The sequence below is a fragment of the Micromonospora sp. GCM10011541 genome (assembly GCF_042650725.1).
Classification (GTDB): Bacteria; Actinomycetota; Actinomycetes; order Mycobacteriales; family Micromonosporaceae; genus Micromonospora; species Micromonospora sicca.
This window is the reverse complement of sequence record NZ_JBHSBP010000010.1, coordinates 484,530-501,970: the sequence shown is the minus strand read 5'-3', so window position 1 is coordinate 501,970 and position 17,441 is coordinate 484,530. Positions and strand designations below refer to the sequence as shown.

Sequence of the window (17,441 nt, the reverse complement as noted above, 5' to 3'; positions counted from 1 at the left end):
CGGCACGAGCAGCACGGCCGTCCGGTGCGGCCGGACCGGGATTCCCCGGCCGCACCGGCGGACGCGTACCACCCGGCGACGCGGGGCAGGCAGGACCGGGACGCCGACCGACCCGGCCTGCCAGCCCCGTCCGCCCACACCCGCCCGGGACCCCGTCCGGCGCGCTGCCGCCGACTTCGCCGCCGGACCCGGGCGCAACCCCGGGACGCCACGGGCGGACGGGGCCCATCCGCACATTGACGACCAGCGAGATCTCGGCACGGAGGTTCCACGGGAAGGAGCACGATGCGTACGGGTATCTGGCTGATGGGGGCGCGCGGCTCGGTCGCGACCACCAGCATCGTCGGGGCGCTCGCCCTCCGGGCCGGGCTCACCGGCCCGACCGGCTGCGTCACCGAGCTGCCCGAGCTGCGGGGTCCGGCCCTGCCGGCCTTCGCCGATCTCGTTCTCGGCGGCCACGACGTGGTGGCGACCCCGCTGATCAAGCGGGCCGAGGCGCTGGCCACCGCGGGCGTGCTGCCCGGCCGGCTGGTCGACACCCTCGCCGGGGAACTGGACGAGGTCGAGCGGGCGCTGCGCCCCGCCCCGGCCGGGGGCACCCAGGCCGACCGGGCCGCCGCCGTCGCGCGGGACCTGACCGACTTCCGGGACCGGCACGGGCTGGACCGGGTGGTGGTGGTCAACGTCTGCGCCACCGAGCCGGCCGCCGTCGCGCACCCGGCGCACGCCGACCTGGTGGCCCTGCGGGCCGCGCTGGCCGGCCCTGACGAGGTGCTGCCGCCCAGCTCGCTGTACGCGTATGCGGCGTTCACCGCCGGCTGCCCGTACGTCGACTTCACACCGTCCACCGGGGCCCGGCTGCCGGCGCTCGCGGCGCTGGCCGCGGAGCGTGGCCTGCCGTACGCGGGGCACGACGGCAAGACCGGGGAGACGCTGGTCAAGTCGGTGCTGGCACCGATGTTCGCGATGCGGCACCTGGCCGTCCGGTCCTGGTCCGGGGTGAACCTGCTCGGCGGCGGGGACGGCGCGAACCTGGCCGATCCGGCGGCGAACGCGGCCAAGGTGGCCAGCAAGCAGCGGGTGCTCGGCGAGACGCTCGGCTACCTGCCGCAGGGCGACACCCGGATCGACCATGTCGAGGAGCTGGGCGACTTCAAGACCGCCTGGGACCTGATCACCTTCGCCGGCTTCCTGGGCACCGGGATGCGGATGGAGTTCACCTGGCACGGCTGCGACTCCGCGCTGGCCGCCCCGCTGGTGCTCGACCTGGCCCGGCTCACCGCCGCCGCGCACGCCGCCGGGCGGCGCGGCCCCCTCCCCGAGCTGGCCTTCTTCTTCAAGGACCCGCTCGACGCCCCGACCCACTCGCTCGTCGAGCAGTGGGCCCTGCTGCGCGACCTCGTCGCCGGCCTGCACCGGGGAGGCGCCGATGGCCAGCCTCGCTGACCTCGCCGAACTGGTCCGGGCGCCGGCCGCGCTCTCCGTACCCGGGGACGTGCTGGCGGGCGCGGCGGCGGCCGGCGTCCTGGACCGCCGGACGCCGGCGCTGGCCGGGGCGTCGGTGCTGCTCTACTGGGCCGGCATGGCGGCCAACGACTGGGCCGACCGCCGCCTGGACGCGGTGGAGCGGCCGGAGCGGCCGATCCCCTCCGGCCGGGTGAGCCCGCCGGCCGCGCTCGGGCTCGCCGCCGGCCTCACCGCCGCCGGGCTCGCCCTGGCCACCGCCGCCGGGGGCCGGCGGGCGGCGGCCGTCGCGGTGCCGCTCGCCACCGCCATCTGGGGGTACGACCTGCTGGCCAAGAACACCGCGGCCGGTCCCGCCGTGATGGCCGCCTGCCGGGGCCTGGACGTGCTGCTCGGCACCACCTCCGCCGGCCCGGCTCCGGCCGGCCGCCGCGCCGGCGGCTCGGCGGGAACCCGCCTGGCCCGGGCGCTGCCGGCGGCGCTGACCGTGGCCGCGCACACCTGGACGGTCACCGAGCTGTCCCGCCGCGAGGTCACCGGCACCGACCGGCGGCTGCCCCGGGCCACCCTCGCCGGCACCGCCGTCGTGGCGGCGACCGCGCTGGGCCGGGCCGACCCGGTCCCGGTCGCGCTCGCCGCCGGCTACGCCACCCGGTACGGCGCCGCGCAGGCCAGGGTGGTGGCCGACCCGTCGCCCGGCCGGGTCCGGGCCGCGGTCGCCGCCGGCATCACCGGCCTGCCCGCGTTGCAGGGCGCGCTGACCGCCCGGGCCGGCGCCCGGCTGCTCGGCCTGGCCGTCGCGGCCGCCGCCCCGCTCGGGCGCCGTCTCGCCCGGTTGGTGTCGCCGACATGACCGGGCGCGCGGCACCGGGGCCGGCCGGAGCGACCGACGTGCCGCTCCGCCCGACCGGGCTGCGATTCGGCTACGGGACCAACGGCTTCGCCAACCACCGGCTGCTCGACGCGCTGGCGGTCATCGCCGACCTCGGCTACCACGGGGTGGCGCTCACCCTGGACCACGACCACCTGGACCCGTTCGCGCCCGGGCTGGCCCGCCGGGTCGCCGCCGTGCACCGCCGGCTGGCCGCGCTCGGCCTGGCCACGGTGGTCGAGACCGGGGCCCGCTACCTGCTCGACCCGTGGCACAAGCACGCCCCGACGCTGCTGCACGACGACCCGGCCCGGCGGGTCGACTTCCTCCGCCGGGCGGTGCGGATCGGCGCCGACCTGGGCGCCGAGGCGGTCTCGTACTGGGCCGGGGTACGCCCGCCGGAGGTCCCGGCGGCCGTCGCGTGGGACCGGCTGGTGGCCGGCTGCGCCACCGTCTGCGCCGAGGCGGAGGCCGCGGGCGTGCCGCTCGGCTTCGAGCCGGAGCCCGGAATGCTGGTCGAGGACATCGCCGGCTGGCGGCGGCTGCGGGCCGCGCTCGACGCGCCACCCGCATTCGGCATCACCCTCGACATCGGACACTGTCGCTGCCTGGAGCCGACGCCGGTGCCGGACTGCGTGGCGGCGGTCGCCGACCACCTGGTCAACGTGCAGATCGACGACATGCGCCGGGGCGTGCACGAGCACCTCGAGTTCGGCACCGGTGAGATCGACTTCCCGCCGGTGCTGCGCGCCCTCGCCGACGCCGGCTACCGCGGCCTGGTCGCGGTGGAACTGCCCCGGCACTCGCACGCCGCACCGACCGTGGCCGCCGGCTCGATCGAGTTCCTGCACGCCGCCGCCCGGGCGGCCGAGAAGGGCGGCGGCGCACCACGTACCTGAGAGGGGAGACGGCATGACACCCGACCGACTGCGCGCCGCATTGCGGGGCGTACCCGATCCGCAGTGGCTGGACGCGGCGCTGCGCCGCGTCGCGGCCGAACCCGCGGCGATCGCCCGGCTGTTCCCCGCCGCCGCGCGGCGCTGCGGGCGGGGACCGCTGCCCGACCCGCCCGGCTGGACCGCCGACGAGGCCGCCCGGGCGCTGCTGCTCACCGCGCTCCCCGCCGACCAGGCGGCGGCCACGGCGGAGACCCTCTACCGGCACGGCGACGCGGCCGAGAAGCGGGCCGTGCTGCGGGCGCTGCCGCTGCTGCCGATCGGCGCGGCCTGCGTACCGCTGCTGCACGACGCCATCCGCACCAACGACACCCGGCTGGTCGCCGCCGCCCTCGGCCCGTACGCCCGGCACCTGGAGCAGTCCGCCTGGCGGCAGGCGGTGCTCAAGTGCGTCTTCACCGGCGTACCGCTGGCGGTGGTGGACGACCTCGACGGGCGCGCGGACGGCGAACTCGGCGCGATGCTGGCCGCGCTGGCGGCCGAGCGGCACGCCGCCGGCCGGGCCATGCCCGCCGACGCCACCGACCTGCTCGACCGGCTCGGCGCCGGCTCGGACCTGACCACCGCCAGGGAGGCGTGATGCGCATCTTCGACCCGCACATCCACATGACGTCACGGACCACCGACGACTACGAGCGGATGGCCGCCGCCGGGGTACGCGCGGTGGTGGAGCCGGCGTTCTGGCTGGGTCAGCCCCGCACCAGCGCCGCCAGCTTCGTCGACTACTTCGACTCGCTGATCGGCTGGGAGCCGTTCCGGGCCGGGCAGTTCGGGGTCCGGCACCACGCCACCGTCGCGCTCAACCCCAAGGAGGCCAACGACCCGCGCTGCCACCCGGTGCTCGACCTGCTCCCGCGCTACCTGGACAAGGACGGCGTGGTGGCGGTCGGTGAGATCGGCTACGACTCGATGACGCCGGCCGAGGACGCCGCGTTCGCCGGCCAGCTCGCCCTGGCCGTCGCCCACGACCTGCCCGCCCTGGTCCACACCCCGCACCGGGACAAGGCGCGGGGCGTCGAGCGGAGCCTCGCGGTGGTCGCCGAGTCGGGCATCGAGCCGGGCCGGGTGCTGGTCGACCACCTCAACGAGGTCACCGTGAAGCTGGTCCGGGACACCGGCTGCTGGCTGGGCTTCTCCATCTACCCCGACACCAAGATGACGCCGCCGCGAATGGTCGAGCTGCTGCGGACGTACGGGACCGAGCGGATGCTGGTGAACTCGGCGGCCGACTGGGGGCGCTCCGACCCGCTGCTGACCCGGGCCACCGGCGAGGCGATGCTGCTCGCCGGCTTCACCGGGGACGACGTCGACCAGGTGCTGTGGCGCAATCCGGTGGAGTTCTACGGCCAGTCCGGCCGGCTCGACCTCAGCGACCTGGCGGCGCCCGGCGTCACCTTCGCCGGCAACTCCATCCTGCGCGGGGGCGAGTGATGCGGCTCCGGCACGCCGACGGCAGCACCGTCCACCTCGGCTACTGCACCAACGTCCACCCCGCGGAGGACCTGGCCGGGATCCTCGCCCAGCTCGACCGCTACGCGGTGCCGGTGCGCCGGGCCCTCGACGCCGACCTGCTCGGACTCGGGCTCTGGCTGGCCGCCCCGGTCGCCGCCGAGCTGGCCGCCGACCCGGCGCTGCGCCGGCGGCTGCGCACCGAGCTGACCGTACGCGGGCTGGAGGTGGTCACCCTCAACGGCTTCCCGTACGCCTCCTTCCAGGCCCCGGTGGTCAAGGGCGCGGTCTACCACCCGGACTGGACCACCGGCGACCGGCTCGCGTACACCCTGGACCTGGCCCGGGTGCTGGCCGACCTGCTCCCCGACGACGCGGCCCGGGGCTCGGTCTCCACCCTGCCGCTGGCCTGGCGGGAGCCGTGGGACGCCGACCGGGCCGACGCCGCCCGGCGCCGGCTCGCCGAGCTGGCGACCGGGCTCGCCGCGGTCGAGCGGGAGACCGGCCGGCCGATCCGGGTCGGTTTCGAACCGGAACCGGGGTGCATTGTGGAGTCCACGGGACAAGCGAGCGCGGTATTGTCAGCCATGGATACCGACCGGCTCGGGATCTGCCTCGATCTGGCGCACCTGGCGTGCGCCTGGGAGGAGCCGGCCGAGGCGCTGGGCCGGCTGGCGTCGGCCGGACTGCCGGTGGTCAAGGTGCAGGTCTCCGCCGCCGTCGAGGCGGCCGACCCGGGCGGCTCGACCGAGGCGCTGCGCCACTGGGTCGAGCCCCGCTTCCTGCACCAGACCCGCGCCGCCGGCTGCGCGTCCGCCGCCGACCCGGCCGACCCGGCGTACGCGGCCGACGACCTGGACGCCGCCCTCGACGCGCGGCTGCCCGGGGCGTGGCGGGTGCACTACCACGTGCCGCTGCACGCGCCGCCCGAGCCGCCGCTGCGCTCCACCCTGCCGGTGCTGCGGGCCGCCCTGGCCGGGCTGTTCGCCGGCCCGACCGCCGGCTGCGACCACCTCGACGTCGAGACGTACACCTGGGGGGTGCTGCCGGCGGCGCGGCGGCCGCGCACCGACCCGGAGCTGGCCGCCGGGATCGCCGCCGAGCTGGCCTTCGCCCGCGACGAGCTGGTCGCCGTCGGCCTCGCCGCCGCGACTCCGGCCGGGACGGGGGTACGGCGATGAGCCGGCGGCTGGTGGTGCTGGACGTGGTGGGGCTGACCCCGTGCCTGCTCGCGCACATGCCCCGGCTGCGGGCGGTGGCCGAGGCCGGCTTCGCCGCCGAGCTGGGCACCGTGCTGCCCGCCGTGACCTGCTCGGTCCAGTCCACCTTCCTCACCGGCGAGCCGCCCTCCGGGCACGGGATCGTCGGCAACGGCTGGTACTTCCGGGACCTCGGCGAGGTGCTGCTGTGGCGGCAGCACCACGCGCTGGTCGGCGGGGAGAAGCTCTGGCAGGCGGCCCGCCGGGTCGAGCCCGGCTACACGGTGGCGAACGTCTGCTGGTGGTACGCGATGGGCGCCGACGTGGACTGGACGGTCACCCCGCGCCCGGTCTACCACGCCGACGGTCGCAAGGAGCCGGACTGCTGGACCGACCCGCCGGAGCTGCACGACGTCCTCACCGAGGCGCTCGGCACGTTCCCGCTGTTCACCTACTGGGGGCCGGGCGCCGGGCTGCCGTCGTCCCGGTGGATCTGCCGGGCCGCCGAGCGGATCCTGGCCGACCAGGCGCCCGACCTGACCCTGGTCTACGTGCCGCACCTGGACTACGACCTGCAACGCTTCGGCCCGAACTCGCCGCGGGCCGCCGCGGCGGCGGCCGAGCTGGACGCGGTGCTCGCCCCGCTGCTCGACGCCGCGCGGGTGAAGGACGCCACGGTGGTGGCGCTGTCGGAGTACGGCATCACCGACGTGTCCCGGCCGGTGGACGTCAACCGGCTGTTGCGCGCCGAGGGACTGCTGCGGGTCTACACCCAGGCCGGCATGGAGTACCTCGACCCGTGGACGTCCCGGGCCTTCGCGGTCGCCGACCATCAGGTGGCGCACGTCTACGTCAAGGACCCGGCCGACGTGCCGGCGGTGGCGAAGCTCTGCGCCGGGCTGCCGGGGGTGGCCGAGGTGCTCGACGCCGACGGCCAGGCCGGGTACGGGCTGGACCACGACCGCTCCGGCGAACTGGTGCTGGTGGCCGAGCCGGACGCCTGGTTCACCTACTACTACTGGCTCGACGAGGCCCGCGCCCCCGACTTCGCCCGGCTGGTCGAGATCCACCGCAAGCCCGGGTACGACCCGGCTGAACTCTTCTTCGACCCGGCGGCGCCGGGCGCGGCGAAGCGCCGGGCCGCGGTGGCGCTGGCCCGTAAGAAGCTCGGCCTGCGCTACCTGATGAGCGTGGTCGGGCTGGACGTCGGCGCTCGGGCGGTCCGCGGCTCGCACGGCCGGCTGCCCGCCGACCCGGCGGACGGGCCGGTGCTGCTCTGCTCGGACCCGTCCGCCGCCCGCGACCGGCTGGCCGCGACCGACGTGAAGGCGCTGCTGCTCCAGCTCGCCGGACTGGCCCGGGAGGCGCCATGACCATAACCGTCGTACCGACCGACCCGGCCCTGCTGCGGGCGCGTTTCGACGCGGAACTCGCGGCGTTCCTGCAGCGGCGGGGGCCGGGTCGGTCGGACGGCGTTCCGGGGGCCGTTCACGCCGCCCTGCGCCGGTTCGTCCTGGCCGGTGGCAAGCGGCTGCGGCCCCTGTTCTGCTACTGGGGCTGGCGCGGTTTCGGCGGGGCGGACGGGCCACCGATCGTCGGCGCGGCGGCGGCGCTGGAGCTGTTCCACGCCTTCGCGCTGATCCACGACGACATCCTGGACGGCAGCGACCGCCGGCGCGGCCAGCCCACGGTGCACCGGCACTTCGCCGACCTGCACGCCCGGTCGGGCTGGCGGGGCGACCCCGAGGCGTACGGGCGGGGCGCCGCCCTGCTCTGCGGGAACCTCTGCATCGCCTGGTCGCAGGAGATGTTCCACGGCTGCGGCCTGGGCGCCGAGCAGCTCCGCCGGGGGTACGGGGTCTTCGCGCTGATGCGCGCCGAGGTGATCGCGGGGGAGTACCTCGACCTGGTCTCGGCCGTCGGGGACGGCTCGGTGGCGACCGCGTTGACCGTGATCCGGATGAAGACCGCCCGGTACACGGTGACCCGGCCGTTGCAGATCGGGGCCGCCCTGGCCGGCGCGGACCCGGCCACGGTGGCCGCCCTGGCCGAGTTCGGCGATCCACTCGGCGACGCCTTCCAGCTCCGCGACGACCTGCTCGGGGTCTTCGGCGACCCGGCGGTCACCGGCAAGTCCACCATGGACGACCTGCGCGAGGGCAAGCCCACGGTGCTGATGGCGTTGACCCGGGCCGCCACCGACCAGGCCGGGTCCGCCCGGCTGCGGGCCCTCTTCGGTAACCCGGCGTTGGACGCGGCCGGCGCCGCCGAGCTGCGCGAGCTCATCGAGGCCACCGGGGCCCGGGAGCAGGTGGAGCGGATGATCCGGGTACGCGCGGAGCAGGCGCGGGCCGCGCTGGACCGGCAGTCCCTGGCGGAGCCGGCGCTGTCGGCGCTCGCGGACCTGGCGGCCCGCGCGGTGTACCGCCGACACTGACCGGCAGTTGGTTGCGCGGACCAGCGCGGCGGGCTGTGACGTGGTGCTGCGCGTGGCGCCCCGCTTTCCCCGCGACCGCTGCCGGAACCTGCCGACCATCGGCTGACCTGCGCCACCTCCGACGCGCCGGGCCGGCGACGCGCCGCCCCGACTTCGGACGCGTGCGGCCCCGCCCGGCCGGCTGCCGTACCTTGGGCCGTATGGGACGCCTCGCCCAGTGGCGCCGGATCGTCCGGGCGCACCCGACGCTCGCCGGCGCGCTGCTGGCCACGGTGCTGTTCGTGGTCAGCCTGCTGGTGCTCACCCTCGACGTGCCGTGGCTGGGCCGGGCCGTCGTGGTGCTGCTGCTCTGGTTCGGCGTCGCGGCCGCGCTCGGCGTGGAGGTGCGCCGCCGGCGGGCGTACGGGAGACCGCACGACGTGGCGGCCCACCACCTCCCCCCGGTCAGGACCCCCGTGCCCGCTGAGCCGGCGCCCAGCCTCAACCGGCTCGACGCCCTGATGGAGGGGCTCGGCGCCGGGCAGTCGGTGCGCTGGACCGTCGGCGGGCAGCCCCGGCCGCTGCCCGACGGCGTCGACGTGGCGGCGTACCGGATCATCCAGGAGTCGCTGACCAACGCGCACGAGCACGCCCCGGGTGGGGGCGTCGCCGTCCGCCTGCGCTACGACCCCGAAGGCGTCACCATCGAGGTACGCGACGACGGCCCGCCCCGCCCGGAGGTGGTCGGCACGCGCGAGCGGGCCGAGAGCGTCGGTGCTGCCTTCTCCGCCGGGCCGCGTCCGGGCGGCGGCTGGCTGGTCCGGGCCGAGTTGCCCGCCCCCGAGGAGGAGGCCGGATGAGGGTTCGGTTGCCGGTGGTGCCGGGCCTTCCCCGACGGTCCCCGCCGACCTAGAGTGAGGGCGGCGACCGCGAGGTGGCCGGTGACCCGACGGGAGGCGCAACCCGTCGGGCCCAGGTGCGAACGCGCCCACCGGCCTTCAGTCGGGGCCGCCCGCACCCGGTCGCCCTCGCCCCGGTCCGCTACGGAATCCCCCATGACGACAGGGGAGAAGGACAATGGCGCGACCCATCACGCTCTTCACCGGCCAGTGGGCCGACCTTCCGTTCGACGAGGTCTGCCGGCTCGCCGCCGAATGGGGTTACGACGGCCTGGAGATCGCCTGCTGGGGTGACCACTTCGAGGTCGACAAGGCCCTCGCCGACGAGTCGTACGTCGACCGGAAGCGGGCCACCCTCGCCAAGCACAACCTTCAGGTCTTCGCCATCTCCAACCACCTGGTCGGTCAGGCGGTCTGCGACCACCCGATCGACGAGCGGCACCGGGACATCCTGCCCGCCCGGATCTGGGGCGACGGCGAGCCCGAGGGGGTCCGCCGGCGCGCCGCCGAGGAGATGCAGGCCACCGCCCGGGCGGCGGCGAAGCTGGGCGTCAAGACGGTGGTCGGCTTCACCGGCTCGTCGATCTGGCACACCCTGGCGATGTTCCCGCCGGTGCCCCCGGCAATGATCGAACGCGGTTACCAGGACTTCGCCGACCGGTGGAACCCGATCCTGGACGTCTTCGACGAGGTGGGGGTCCGCTTCGCCCACGAGGTGCACCCCAGCGAGATCGCGTACGACTACTGGACCACCAAGCGGGCCCTGGAGGCGATCGGCCACCGCCCGGCGTTCGGGCTGAACTGGGATCCGTCGCACTTCGTCTGGCAGGAGCTGGACCCGGTCAACTTCATCTTCGACTTCGCCGACCGGATCTACCATGTGGACTGCAAGGACGCCAAGGTCCGCACCGGCGACGGCCGGCGCGGCCGGCTCTCCTCCCACCTGCCCTGGGCGGATCTGCGCCGGGGCTGGGACTTCGTCTCCACCGGCCACGGGGACGTGCCCTGGGAGGACTGCTTCCGGGCGCTGAACGCGATCGGGTACACCGGCCCGATCTCCATCGAGTGGGAGGACGCCGGCATGGACCGGCTGGTCGGCGCGCCCGAGGCGCTCCAGTTCGTCCGCCGGCTCGCCTTCGACGCCCCGGCGGCCGCCTTCGACGCCGCGTTCAGCAGCAACCGCGACTGACCCGCGCCGCCCGGGGCCGGTCGCGTCGGCCCCGGGCGGGCGAGCATTTCAGTCGTGTCGCCGGAGCCGGCACGGGCGTGGCGCGGCTGTCGGCAGATGCCCCGTCGGGGGCTACGAAGCTGATGACGTAAACGATTCACTGTGGGCTCGCCGGCCAACGACGAACCGCCGCCTGGCGGGATGGGCCTGCCCGGCACGGTGATTCACTTGCGTTATCAGCTTCATAGCGTCTGCGCCGGAGGGTGATCCCGACGGCGGCCGGCCCCCGCTGCCCGGACATGAGCGCGGCCGGACCGAGCCGCGCAGCCCCGCCCCACCCCGGGTCAGCGGGCCGCGAAGACCTGGTCGCTGATCAGGCGGGCCGCGCCGACCAGGGCGGCCCGGTCGTCCAGGTCGGACAGGACGATCGGCATGCTGCCGGTGGCGAGCGGCGTGGAGCGCCGGTAGACCACTCCGCGGATCTCGGCGAGCAGCACGGGCCCGATGCCGGGGGCCGCCCCACCGATGATCACGATGGCCGGGTTGAAGAAGCTGACCAGGCCGACCAGCACCTGCCCCAGCCGGCGGGCGCCGTCGCGCACCAGGGTCTGCGCGGTGCGGTCCCCGGCCGTCGCCGCCCGCGCGACGTCCGCCGCGGTCAGCGTCCCAGCCTCCGCCAGGCGGTCGGCGAGCGCCGCCGCCCGGCCACCGTGCGCGGCGGCCAGCGCCTCCCGGACCAGGGCGCCGTCCCCGCAGTACGCCTCCACACAGCCGGTGTTGCCGCAGTCGCAGAGCGGGCCGTCGTCGGCCAGCCGCAGGTGCCCGATGTCGCCGGCCCCGCTGGTCGCGCCCCGGTAGAGCGTGCCGCCCAGCACCAGTCCGCACCCGATGGCGCTGCCGAGCTTGACGTACAGGAAGTCGTCGAACGCCCGGCCGGTGCCGGCGTGCAGCTCACCCAGCGCCATCACGTTGGCGTCGTTGTCCACCTGCACGGGACAGCCCAGCTCGGCGGCGATCGCGTCGCGCACCGGGAACTGGTGCCAGCCCGGCAGGGCGGGCGACGAGACCGGGGATCCCTCCCGCACCGCGACCGGCGCGGGCAGCGCCACGCCCACCCCGGCCAACCGGGACAGCCCCGCCTCGGCGCGGAGCTTGCCGAGCAGCTCTACGGCGCGGCCGACGACCGCCTCGGGGCCGTCCCGGAGGTCGATCGGCTCGCCGAGACGGGAGAGCGGGGTCAGCCCGCCGTCGGTCAGCGCGACGTCGAGCCACCCTGCGCCGACGGCCACCGCGCCGAAGCGGACCTGCCCGGCGACCCGGAGCAGGGACGAGCGGCGACCGCCCCGGGACGCGGCCGGCCCGGCCGTCTCCACGAGGCCCTGGGCGGTGAGCCGGTCCACCTCCGCGATGAACCGGTTCCGGTTCAGGCCCAGCGCGTCGGCCAGCTCGACCCGTGAGCGGGGGCCGTCGTCGCGCAGCAGACGCAGCAGCCGCGCCTGGTCCGGGTTCTCCGGTCCGATCAACGTCATCACGATCACCTCCCTCCGGAATCTGCCACACCGGCGTCACGACCACGTGACGCGAGGGGGCCGCGCCCGGTTACCCGGGCGCGGCCCTCGGTGGTACCGGTCGGGTCCGTCAGCCCCGCAGACCCGACATGTGCTCGTAGCTGATCTCCGCGAAGCGCAGCGACCGGCCCGGGTCGGCGCTGCCGCCCGGCGCGTTGTCCTGCTCCCACATCGGGTTGTGGTACCCCTTCGCGCCCATGTTGGCGAAGAAGGTGCCGTAGTCGATGTCGCCCTGGCCGAGCGGCACCATGTCGTAACCGGCGGAGCTGGCCGGGTTGAACGCCCCGTCCTTGGCGTGGAACAGCGGGAAGCGGGTGGTCCGGACCGCCACCGTGGCCAGCGGGTCGAAGACGTTCGTCTGGGTCACGCCGTCCGGGTCGACGTAGCTGCGGTACCGGTACTGCGCCACGTGCGCCCAGTAGATGTCCATCTCGAACCAGACCCACTCCGGGTTGGTCAGCCCGAAGAAGTACTCCAGCTTCCGTACGCCGGAGGACCGGGTCGGCCGGCCCAGCGTGTCCAGCGGGCCGCTGTCCAGCAGGAAGTTGTACGCCGCGTCGTGGTTGTGCGTGTAGAGCTTCAGCCCGCGGGCGGCGGCCATCTCGCCGAAGGTGTTCCACCGGTCGGCCGCGGCGTCCCAGTCGGCCTTGTAGTTGCTGCCGGTCGGGTCGTTGCCGGTGCCGATGTGCGTCATGCCGAGGATCTCGGCGGTGTCCAGCGTCTGCTCGAACGCGGCGATGGTGTCCGGGGTGACCGTGCTCGGGACCGAGGCGTGCGAACCGTTGGCCCGCAGCCCGTTGTCGTCCAGGATCTTGCGGATCTCCGCGGGGGTGATCTGCCGGCCGAGGATCCCGGTGTTCTGGGTGTACCCGGCGAACTCGACCTCCTGGTAGCCGATCTCGGCGAGCCGGCCGAGCACCCGCTCGAACCCGTACGGGACGCCGGAGGTGTCCGGTGCGGCGCTGATCCGGTCGCGGACGCTGTAGAGGATGATGCCGCGTTTGCCGGTGGGGATGAGCAGGCCGTTGCCCTCGGCGGCGGCCGAGGGGGCCCAGCCGGCGGCGCCGACGGCGACCGCGCCGGCGGCCCCGGCGATGGTGCCGAGCACCCGGCGACGGCTCATTCCGTGCTGTGTGTCGTTCATGTCCTGGCTGCCTTTCCGTGCTGACTGGTGATGGGGGACTGGTGCTGCGGTGTCCGGGTGGGGCCGCCGGGTGGCGGCCCCACCCGGTGGTCACGGGGTGACGCCGATGCCCTGACCGGCGAACTCGACCCAGTTGAGGTTGCCGAAACCGCTGGCCGCACCGCCGGGAACGGTGGTGAAGACCAGGTAGAGCTTGTGCGAGCCGCCCGGGTCGGTCAGCGGCACGGTGGTGCTGGTGAAGGCGTTGTTGCCGCTGGTCGCGTTGACCGTGGCGGTGGTCAGCAGCGGGCCGGTGGGCGAGTCCAGCCGGAACTGGACGCCGAACCGGGGCTGCCCGGCGGTGGCCGCGCTGCCACCGGAGGTACGCAGCGTCACCGACTGCATGTTCTTCAGGTTCACGGTGTTGTTGATCGCGATCCAGTCGCCCGGGTCGAGGCTGCCGCGCTGCTGCCCGCCGCCGGTGTCGGCGCTGGCGCCCACCGTGGTGCCGGTCTCGTCGGTGGCGAACTCCACCTCCTGCCGCTTGGCCTGGACGATCTGCTGGTCCACCGTGGTCAGCGCCGGCTGCCCGTTGGCGCCCTGGTCGGTGTACGACGCGCTGACCACGCCGTAGATGTAGCCGCCGTGCGAGGCGTCGTCCGGCTCGGTGGGCAGCACCCCGGAGCAGCCGAACTGGTTGGCCTCACCGTGACCGTGCTGGTCGTGGCCGAGGACGAAGGTCACCTCGACCTTGCTGCAGTCGACCGGCCCGTCCTCCGGGTCGGTGACGGTGACCGACCACGGGATGTCGTCGCCCCAGCTGAAGAAGCCGCCCTCGAGCGGGGTGACGACGGTGACGGTCGGCGCGGTGTTGCCGACGGTGATGGTGGTGTTCGCCGACGCGGTCTTGCCGCTGGAGTCCGTCACCGTCAGCCGGGCGGTGTAGACGCCGTTGGCGGTGTAGGTGTGCGTCGGGTTCGGGTCGATGGAGTCGGTGGTGCCGTTGCCGTCGAAGTCCCAGGCGAACGAGATGGAGTCGGCCGGGTCCGGGTCCTTCGAGCCCTCGCTGGAGAACGCCACGGTCAGCGGCGCGATGCCGTTGGTCGGGGTCGCGGTCAGCGTGGCGGTGGGTGCCCGCAGGCCCTTGACGTAGCTGAACTTCAGCATCGCCGCGTCCGGGTTGACGTTGAAGAACCCGTCGCCGTACGTCAGCAGGTAGAAGTTGCCGTCGGCGCCCCAACGCATGTCCATCGGGTTGTCGCACAGGAACGGCTTGGCCGGCGTGGTCGGTGCCTGGCCGCAGTTCAGCACATTGTTGATCTTCAGGATGTCACCCTTGTCGTCCAGCCGGACCTCCTTGAGGGTGTCCCGGGTGAACTCGCCGAAGAAGATCGCGCCGTCGTAGTACTCGGGGAACTTCGTCTCCGACCTCAGCTCCGGGTCGAAGTCGTACTTCGCCGCACCGTGCGGGCCGACGCCACCCGTGCCGAGCTCGGGGAAGAGCACCGGACAGGTCTGCGTGGGCGTCGACAGGTACGACTCCGGGCACGGGGTCGGCGCCTGGAACGAGTACCACAGCTCGGACTTCTCCACCGCCGGCAGGTCGGTCAGGCCGGTGTTGTGCCGGGAGGTGTTCTTCGGCGCCGCGCAGTCGAACGGCGCGACCGGCGAGATCGGGTTGGTGGTCCAGTTCATCTCGATGTACGGCAGGTTCGGCTGCACGCACATCGGCCAGCCGTAGTTCGCCGGCTTGTCGACCACCATCATCCGGCCGGTGCCCGCCGGTCCACGACCGACCTGCGCGGTCGAGGAGTCGGGGGAGTAGTCGGTGACGTAGGCGACGTCGTTCTTGTCGAGAGTGATCCGGAACGGGTTCCGGAATCCCATCGCGTAGATCTCCGGCCGGGTCTTCGCGGTGCCCGCCGGGAACATGTTGCCCGCCGGCACGCTGTACGACCCGTCCGTCCCGACCGTGATGCGCAGGACCTTGCCGCGCAGGTCGTTGGTGTTCGCCGAGCTGCGCCGGGCGTCCACGAAGGGCGCCTGGTAGACCCCGGTGGCGCTGACCGAGTCGTTGTGCGGCGAGAAGCCGCCGGAGCCACCGCCGCCGGCCGGGGTGTCGTCCCCGGTGACCAGCCAGAGGTTGTTCTTCGAGTCGAACGCGATGTCACCGGCCACGTGGCAGCAGGCTCCCCGGTCCACCGGCACCTGGAGGATCTTCTGCTCGGTGCTCAGGTCCAGCGACGGGGTGTCCCCGTCGACGAACTTGAACCGGGACAGCTGGAAGTAGCCCTTCCACTGGTCCCAGGCGGCCGGGTCGGTGCTGGTGGTGGGCGCGCCCCCGGTCGGGGTGTCCAGCGGCGGCGCGTAGTAGAGGTAGACCCACTTGTTGGTGGCGAAGTCGTGGTCGATCGCCGGGCCGTACATCCCGTCCTCGCTGTGGGTGTAGACCGGGATCTGCGCCAGCACGGTGGTCTCGTTGCTCGCCGGGTCGTGCAGGCGTACGCCGCCGCGCCGGTCGGTCTGGATCACCCGGCCGTCGGGGAGCACGTCGAAGCCGATCGGCTCGTTGACGTTGGGCTGCGCCCCGACCACCGTCATCTGGTAGTTGGCCAGCACGGTGGCGCCGCAGTCGCCGTCGGTCACGCCGGCCGCCCACTGGATCGCGCCGCCGAGGTGGGCGCGTAGGTCGGTGCTGCCGTAGCTCTCCGCGGTGGCGCCGAGTCCGGTGTAGAACGACCGGCCGCCCTGGTAGTCCTTGCACCAGGTCACCGGGTGGTCGAAGCCCATGCTGCCGCCGCTGTACGACTTCTCGTCCACGGTGGCCAGCACGTGCGAGACGCCCCGGACGTTGGCCGCGAAGTTGTACCACCGGTCGGTGGTGCTCCAGCGCTGCGGCAGCGTCTCGGATGCGGGGTGGACCCGGTCGGCGACGGTCACGGTCGCCTTGCTCACCGCGGAAGGGGCGCCGTTGGCCCGGGTGCCGAGCACGTTGGTGAGGAACGACCACCCCGGCTCGGCCTCGATCGCGGAGTGGACGCCGACGAACCCGCCGCCGTCGCGGTAGTACTCCTCGAAGGCGGCCTGCTGGGCGTCGTTGAGCACGTCGCCGGCGGTGTTGAGGAAGACCACCGCCCGGAACTGCTTCAGGTGTGGCGCGTCGAACTTGCGGGCGTCGTCGGTGACCTCGACGGTGAAGCGCCGGTCGCGCCCGAGCTGCTGGATGGCCTGCACCCCGGCCGCGGTGGCGCCGTTGCTGCCGCTGGCCGAGCGGGTGAAGACGAGCACCTTGTACTCGATGCCGTTGCTGACGGGTGCCGGTGCGGTGAGTGCCGGCGCTGCCTGCGCCGGGGTCGGTTGCTGCTGCGCCGTCGCGACGAGCGTCGCGCCGACGAGGGCGAGCAGGCTCAGGTGGGTGGCGGCCCTGCGGCCGATTGGTCTGCGCATCGAACCTCGCTCTGGTCGGGCGGGTCCGCCTCAGCCGGGACGAGGCTGAGGAGGTCGCTGGGGAGGTGACGAGAGCCTGGCCAGGTTCTACGCAGGACGATATTTGCGTACGCCAGCAAAGAGAAGAGGTTGAAGGCAAAAGTTTTGAATGAACCTCTCCCACTTTTGTTCAGGATCAGCAAAAGTGGGGCGGCTCGGTGTCGTTCGGACAGACGACAGCGGGCCGGTCACCCGAAGGTGCCGGCCCGCTGTCGTCGGTGCGGTCAGAGGGTGCTGGCGTTGCTGCCCGTGCCGGACGGCTTGGTACGCGGGCTGGTGGTGGCCGACGACCCGGAGCTCGAGCCGCTCGAGCCCGTGCTGGGCGAACCGGCCTTGGCCCCTACCGTGGCCGGCGTGCCGGCGAACGGCTTGTCGGCCGCGGTCAGCTGCTGCATGTTGCCGTTGCCGCTGAGCTTCTCGCCGAGCTTGGTCTGCCCGAGCTTGTCCTTGCCCTCGCTGTAGAGCCGGGTCGCCTGAGCCTGCGCGACGCCCGCCGCCTCCTGGACGGTCGGGTGGTCGAGCACCTTGCGGCCCCGGACCACCAGTTCCTCGTACTTCTCTCGGCCGGCACGGGCGCCCAGGACGAATCCCGCAGCCAGCCCGCCAAGAAACATGATCTTTCCGCGCATGGCGGCTCCTCTCGTACCTGACGCGCTGTCGTCCCCGACCGGGGGCGACCCACTCGCGCCTACGTCCTCTGTCGGCGGCTAACTACCCATCCTGCTCCGCGCCCATGCCTCGATGCGCCAAGATGACGATTTGTCCGAATTCCGGCGCGTCCGAATCCCGGCGGGGGAGCGGACGGCGATGCGGTAACCCCCTGGCGCGCCACCCCCCGATGT

Annotated in this window: 14 protein-coding genes; 10 read left to right on the top strand and 4 right to left on the bottom strand. The window is 74.1% G+C overall.

The window, feature by feature from the left end; genetic code table 11:
• Positions 1 to 285: 285 nt before the first annotated feature.
• The 10 genes from ACFOYX_RS06730 (at position 286) to ACFOYX_RS06685 (ending at position 10,443) form a co-directional block, all read left to right on the top strand.
• Positions 286 to 1,446, top strand: coding sequence for an inositol-3-phosphate synthase (locus ACFOYX_RS06730; RefSeq protein WP_322439916.1), 1,161 nt, complete (start codon positions 286 to 288; stop codon positions 1,444 to 1,446).
• Positions 1,430 to 2,317, top strand: coding sequence for an SCO3242 family prenyltransferase (locus tag ACFOYX_RS06725; protein WP_322439915.1), 888 nt, complete (start codon positions 1,430 to 1,432; stop codon positions 2,315 to 2,317). The genes ACFOYX_RS06730 and ACFOYX_RS06725 overlap by 17 nt, the downstream gene beginning before the upstream one ends.
• Positions 2,314 to 3,234: a sugar phosphate isomerase/epimerase family protein gene (locus ACFOYX_RS06720; protein WP_322439914.1), complete on the top strand. Its 921-nt coding sequence runs from the start codon at positions 2,314 to 2,316 to the stop codon at positions 3,232 to 3,234. Before ACFOYX_RS06725 ends, ACFOYX_RS06720 begins: the two co-directional genes overlap by 4 nt.
• 13 nt (positions 3,235 to 3,247) lie before the next feature.
• On the top strand, positions 3,248 to 3,871 hold the full coding sequence (locus ACFOYX_RS06715; protein ID WP_109804697.1) for an EboA domain-containing protein: 624 nt from the start codon (positions 3,248 to 3,250) through the stop codon (positions 3,869 to 3,871).
• Entirely contained in the window at positions 3,871 to 4,722 is an 852-nt protein-coding gene (locus ACFOYX_RS06710; protein WP_109804698.1) for a TatD family hydrolase, read from the top strand. Before ACFOYX_RS06715 ends, ACFOYX_RS06710 begins: the two co-directional genes overlap by 1 nt.
• Positions 4,722 to 5,921: a metabolite traffic protein EboE gene (gene eboE, locus ACFOYX_RS06705; protein ID WP_322439913.1), complete on the top strand. Its 1,200-nt coding sequence runs from the start codon at positions 4,722 to 4,724 to the stop codon at positions 5,919 to 5,921. Before ACFOYX_RS06710 ends, eboE begins: the two co-directional genes overlap by 1 nt.
• The gene (locus tag ACFOYX_RS06700) at positions 5,918 to 7,312 is read left to right on the top strand and encodes an alkaline phosphatase family protein (RefSeq protein ID WP_322439912.1); all 1,395 of its coding nucleotides are present in this window, start codon (positions 5,918 to 5,920) and stop codon (positions 7,310 to 7,312) included. Before eboE ends, ACFOYX_RS06700 begins: the two co-directional genes overlap by 4 nt.
• The gene (locus tag ACFOYX_RS06695; protein WP_322439911.1) at positions 7,309 to 8,376 is read left to right on the top strand and encodes a polyprenyl synthetase family protein; all 1,068 of its coding nucleotides are present in this window, start codon (positions 7,309 to 7,311) and stop codon (positions 8,374 to 8,376) included. The genes ACFOYX_RS06700 and ACFOYX_RS06695 overlap by 4 nt, the downstream gene beginning before the upstream one ends.
• A gap of 200 nt (positions 8,377 to 8,576) precedes the next feature.
• Entirely contained in the window at positions 8,577 to 9,215 is a 639-nt protein-coding gene (locus ACFOYX_RS06690) for an ATP-binding protein (RefSeq protein WP_322439910.1), read from the top strand.
• A 217-nt stretch (positions 9,216 to 9,432) separates the two neighbouring features.
• The gene (locus ACFOYX_RS06685) at positions 9,433 to 10,443 is read left to right on the top strand and encodes a sugar phosphate isomerase/epimerase (RefSeq protein ID WP_109804703.1); all 1,011 of its coding nucleotides are present in this window, start codon (positions 9,433 to 9,435) and stop codon (positions 10,441 to 10,443) included.
• A 323-nt stretch (positions 10,444 to 10,766) separates the two neighbouring features.
• Here the strand turns inward: ACFOYX_RS06685 and ACFOYX_RS06680 are convergent, their stop codons facing one another.
• The 4 genes from ACFOYX_RS06680 to ACFOYX_RS06665 form a co-directional block, all read right to left on the bottom strand.
• Positions 10,767 to 11,951 (bottom strand): ROK family protein, encoded by a 1,185-nt coding sequence (locus ACFOYX_RS06680; protein WP_322439909.1) that lies wholly within the window; start codon positions 11,949 to 11,951, stop codon positions 10,767 to 10,769.
• A 109-nt stretch (positions 11,952 to 12,060) separates the two neighbouring features.
• Positions 12,061 to 13,134 (bottom strand): sugar phosphate isomerase/epimerase family protein, encoded by a 1,074-nt coding sequence (locus ACFOYX_RS06675; protein WP_322439908.1) that lies wholly within the window; start codon positions 13,132 to 13,134, stop codon positions 12,061 to 12,063.
• Positions 13,135 to 13,224: 90 nt separating this feature from the next.
• Positions 13,225 to 16,560 carry a ThuA domain-containing protein gene (locus ACFOYX_RS06670; RefSeq protein ID WP_322439907.1) on the bottom strand — a complete coding sequence of 1,112 codons (3,336 nt, stop codon included), beginning with the start codon at positions 16,558 to 16,560 and terminating at the stop codon, positions 13,225 to 13,227.
• A 263-nt stretch (positions 16,561 to 16,823) separates the two neighbouring features.
• Complete coding sequence (locus tag ACFOYX_RS06665) at positions 16,824 to 17,228, bottom strand: hypothetical protein (RefSeq protein WP_322439906.1); 405 nt, start codon at positions 17,226 to 17,228, stop codon at positions 16,824 to 16,826.
• Positions 17,229 to 17,441: the final 213 nt, after the last annotated feature.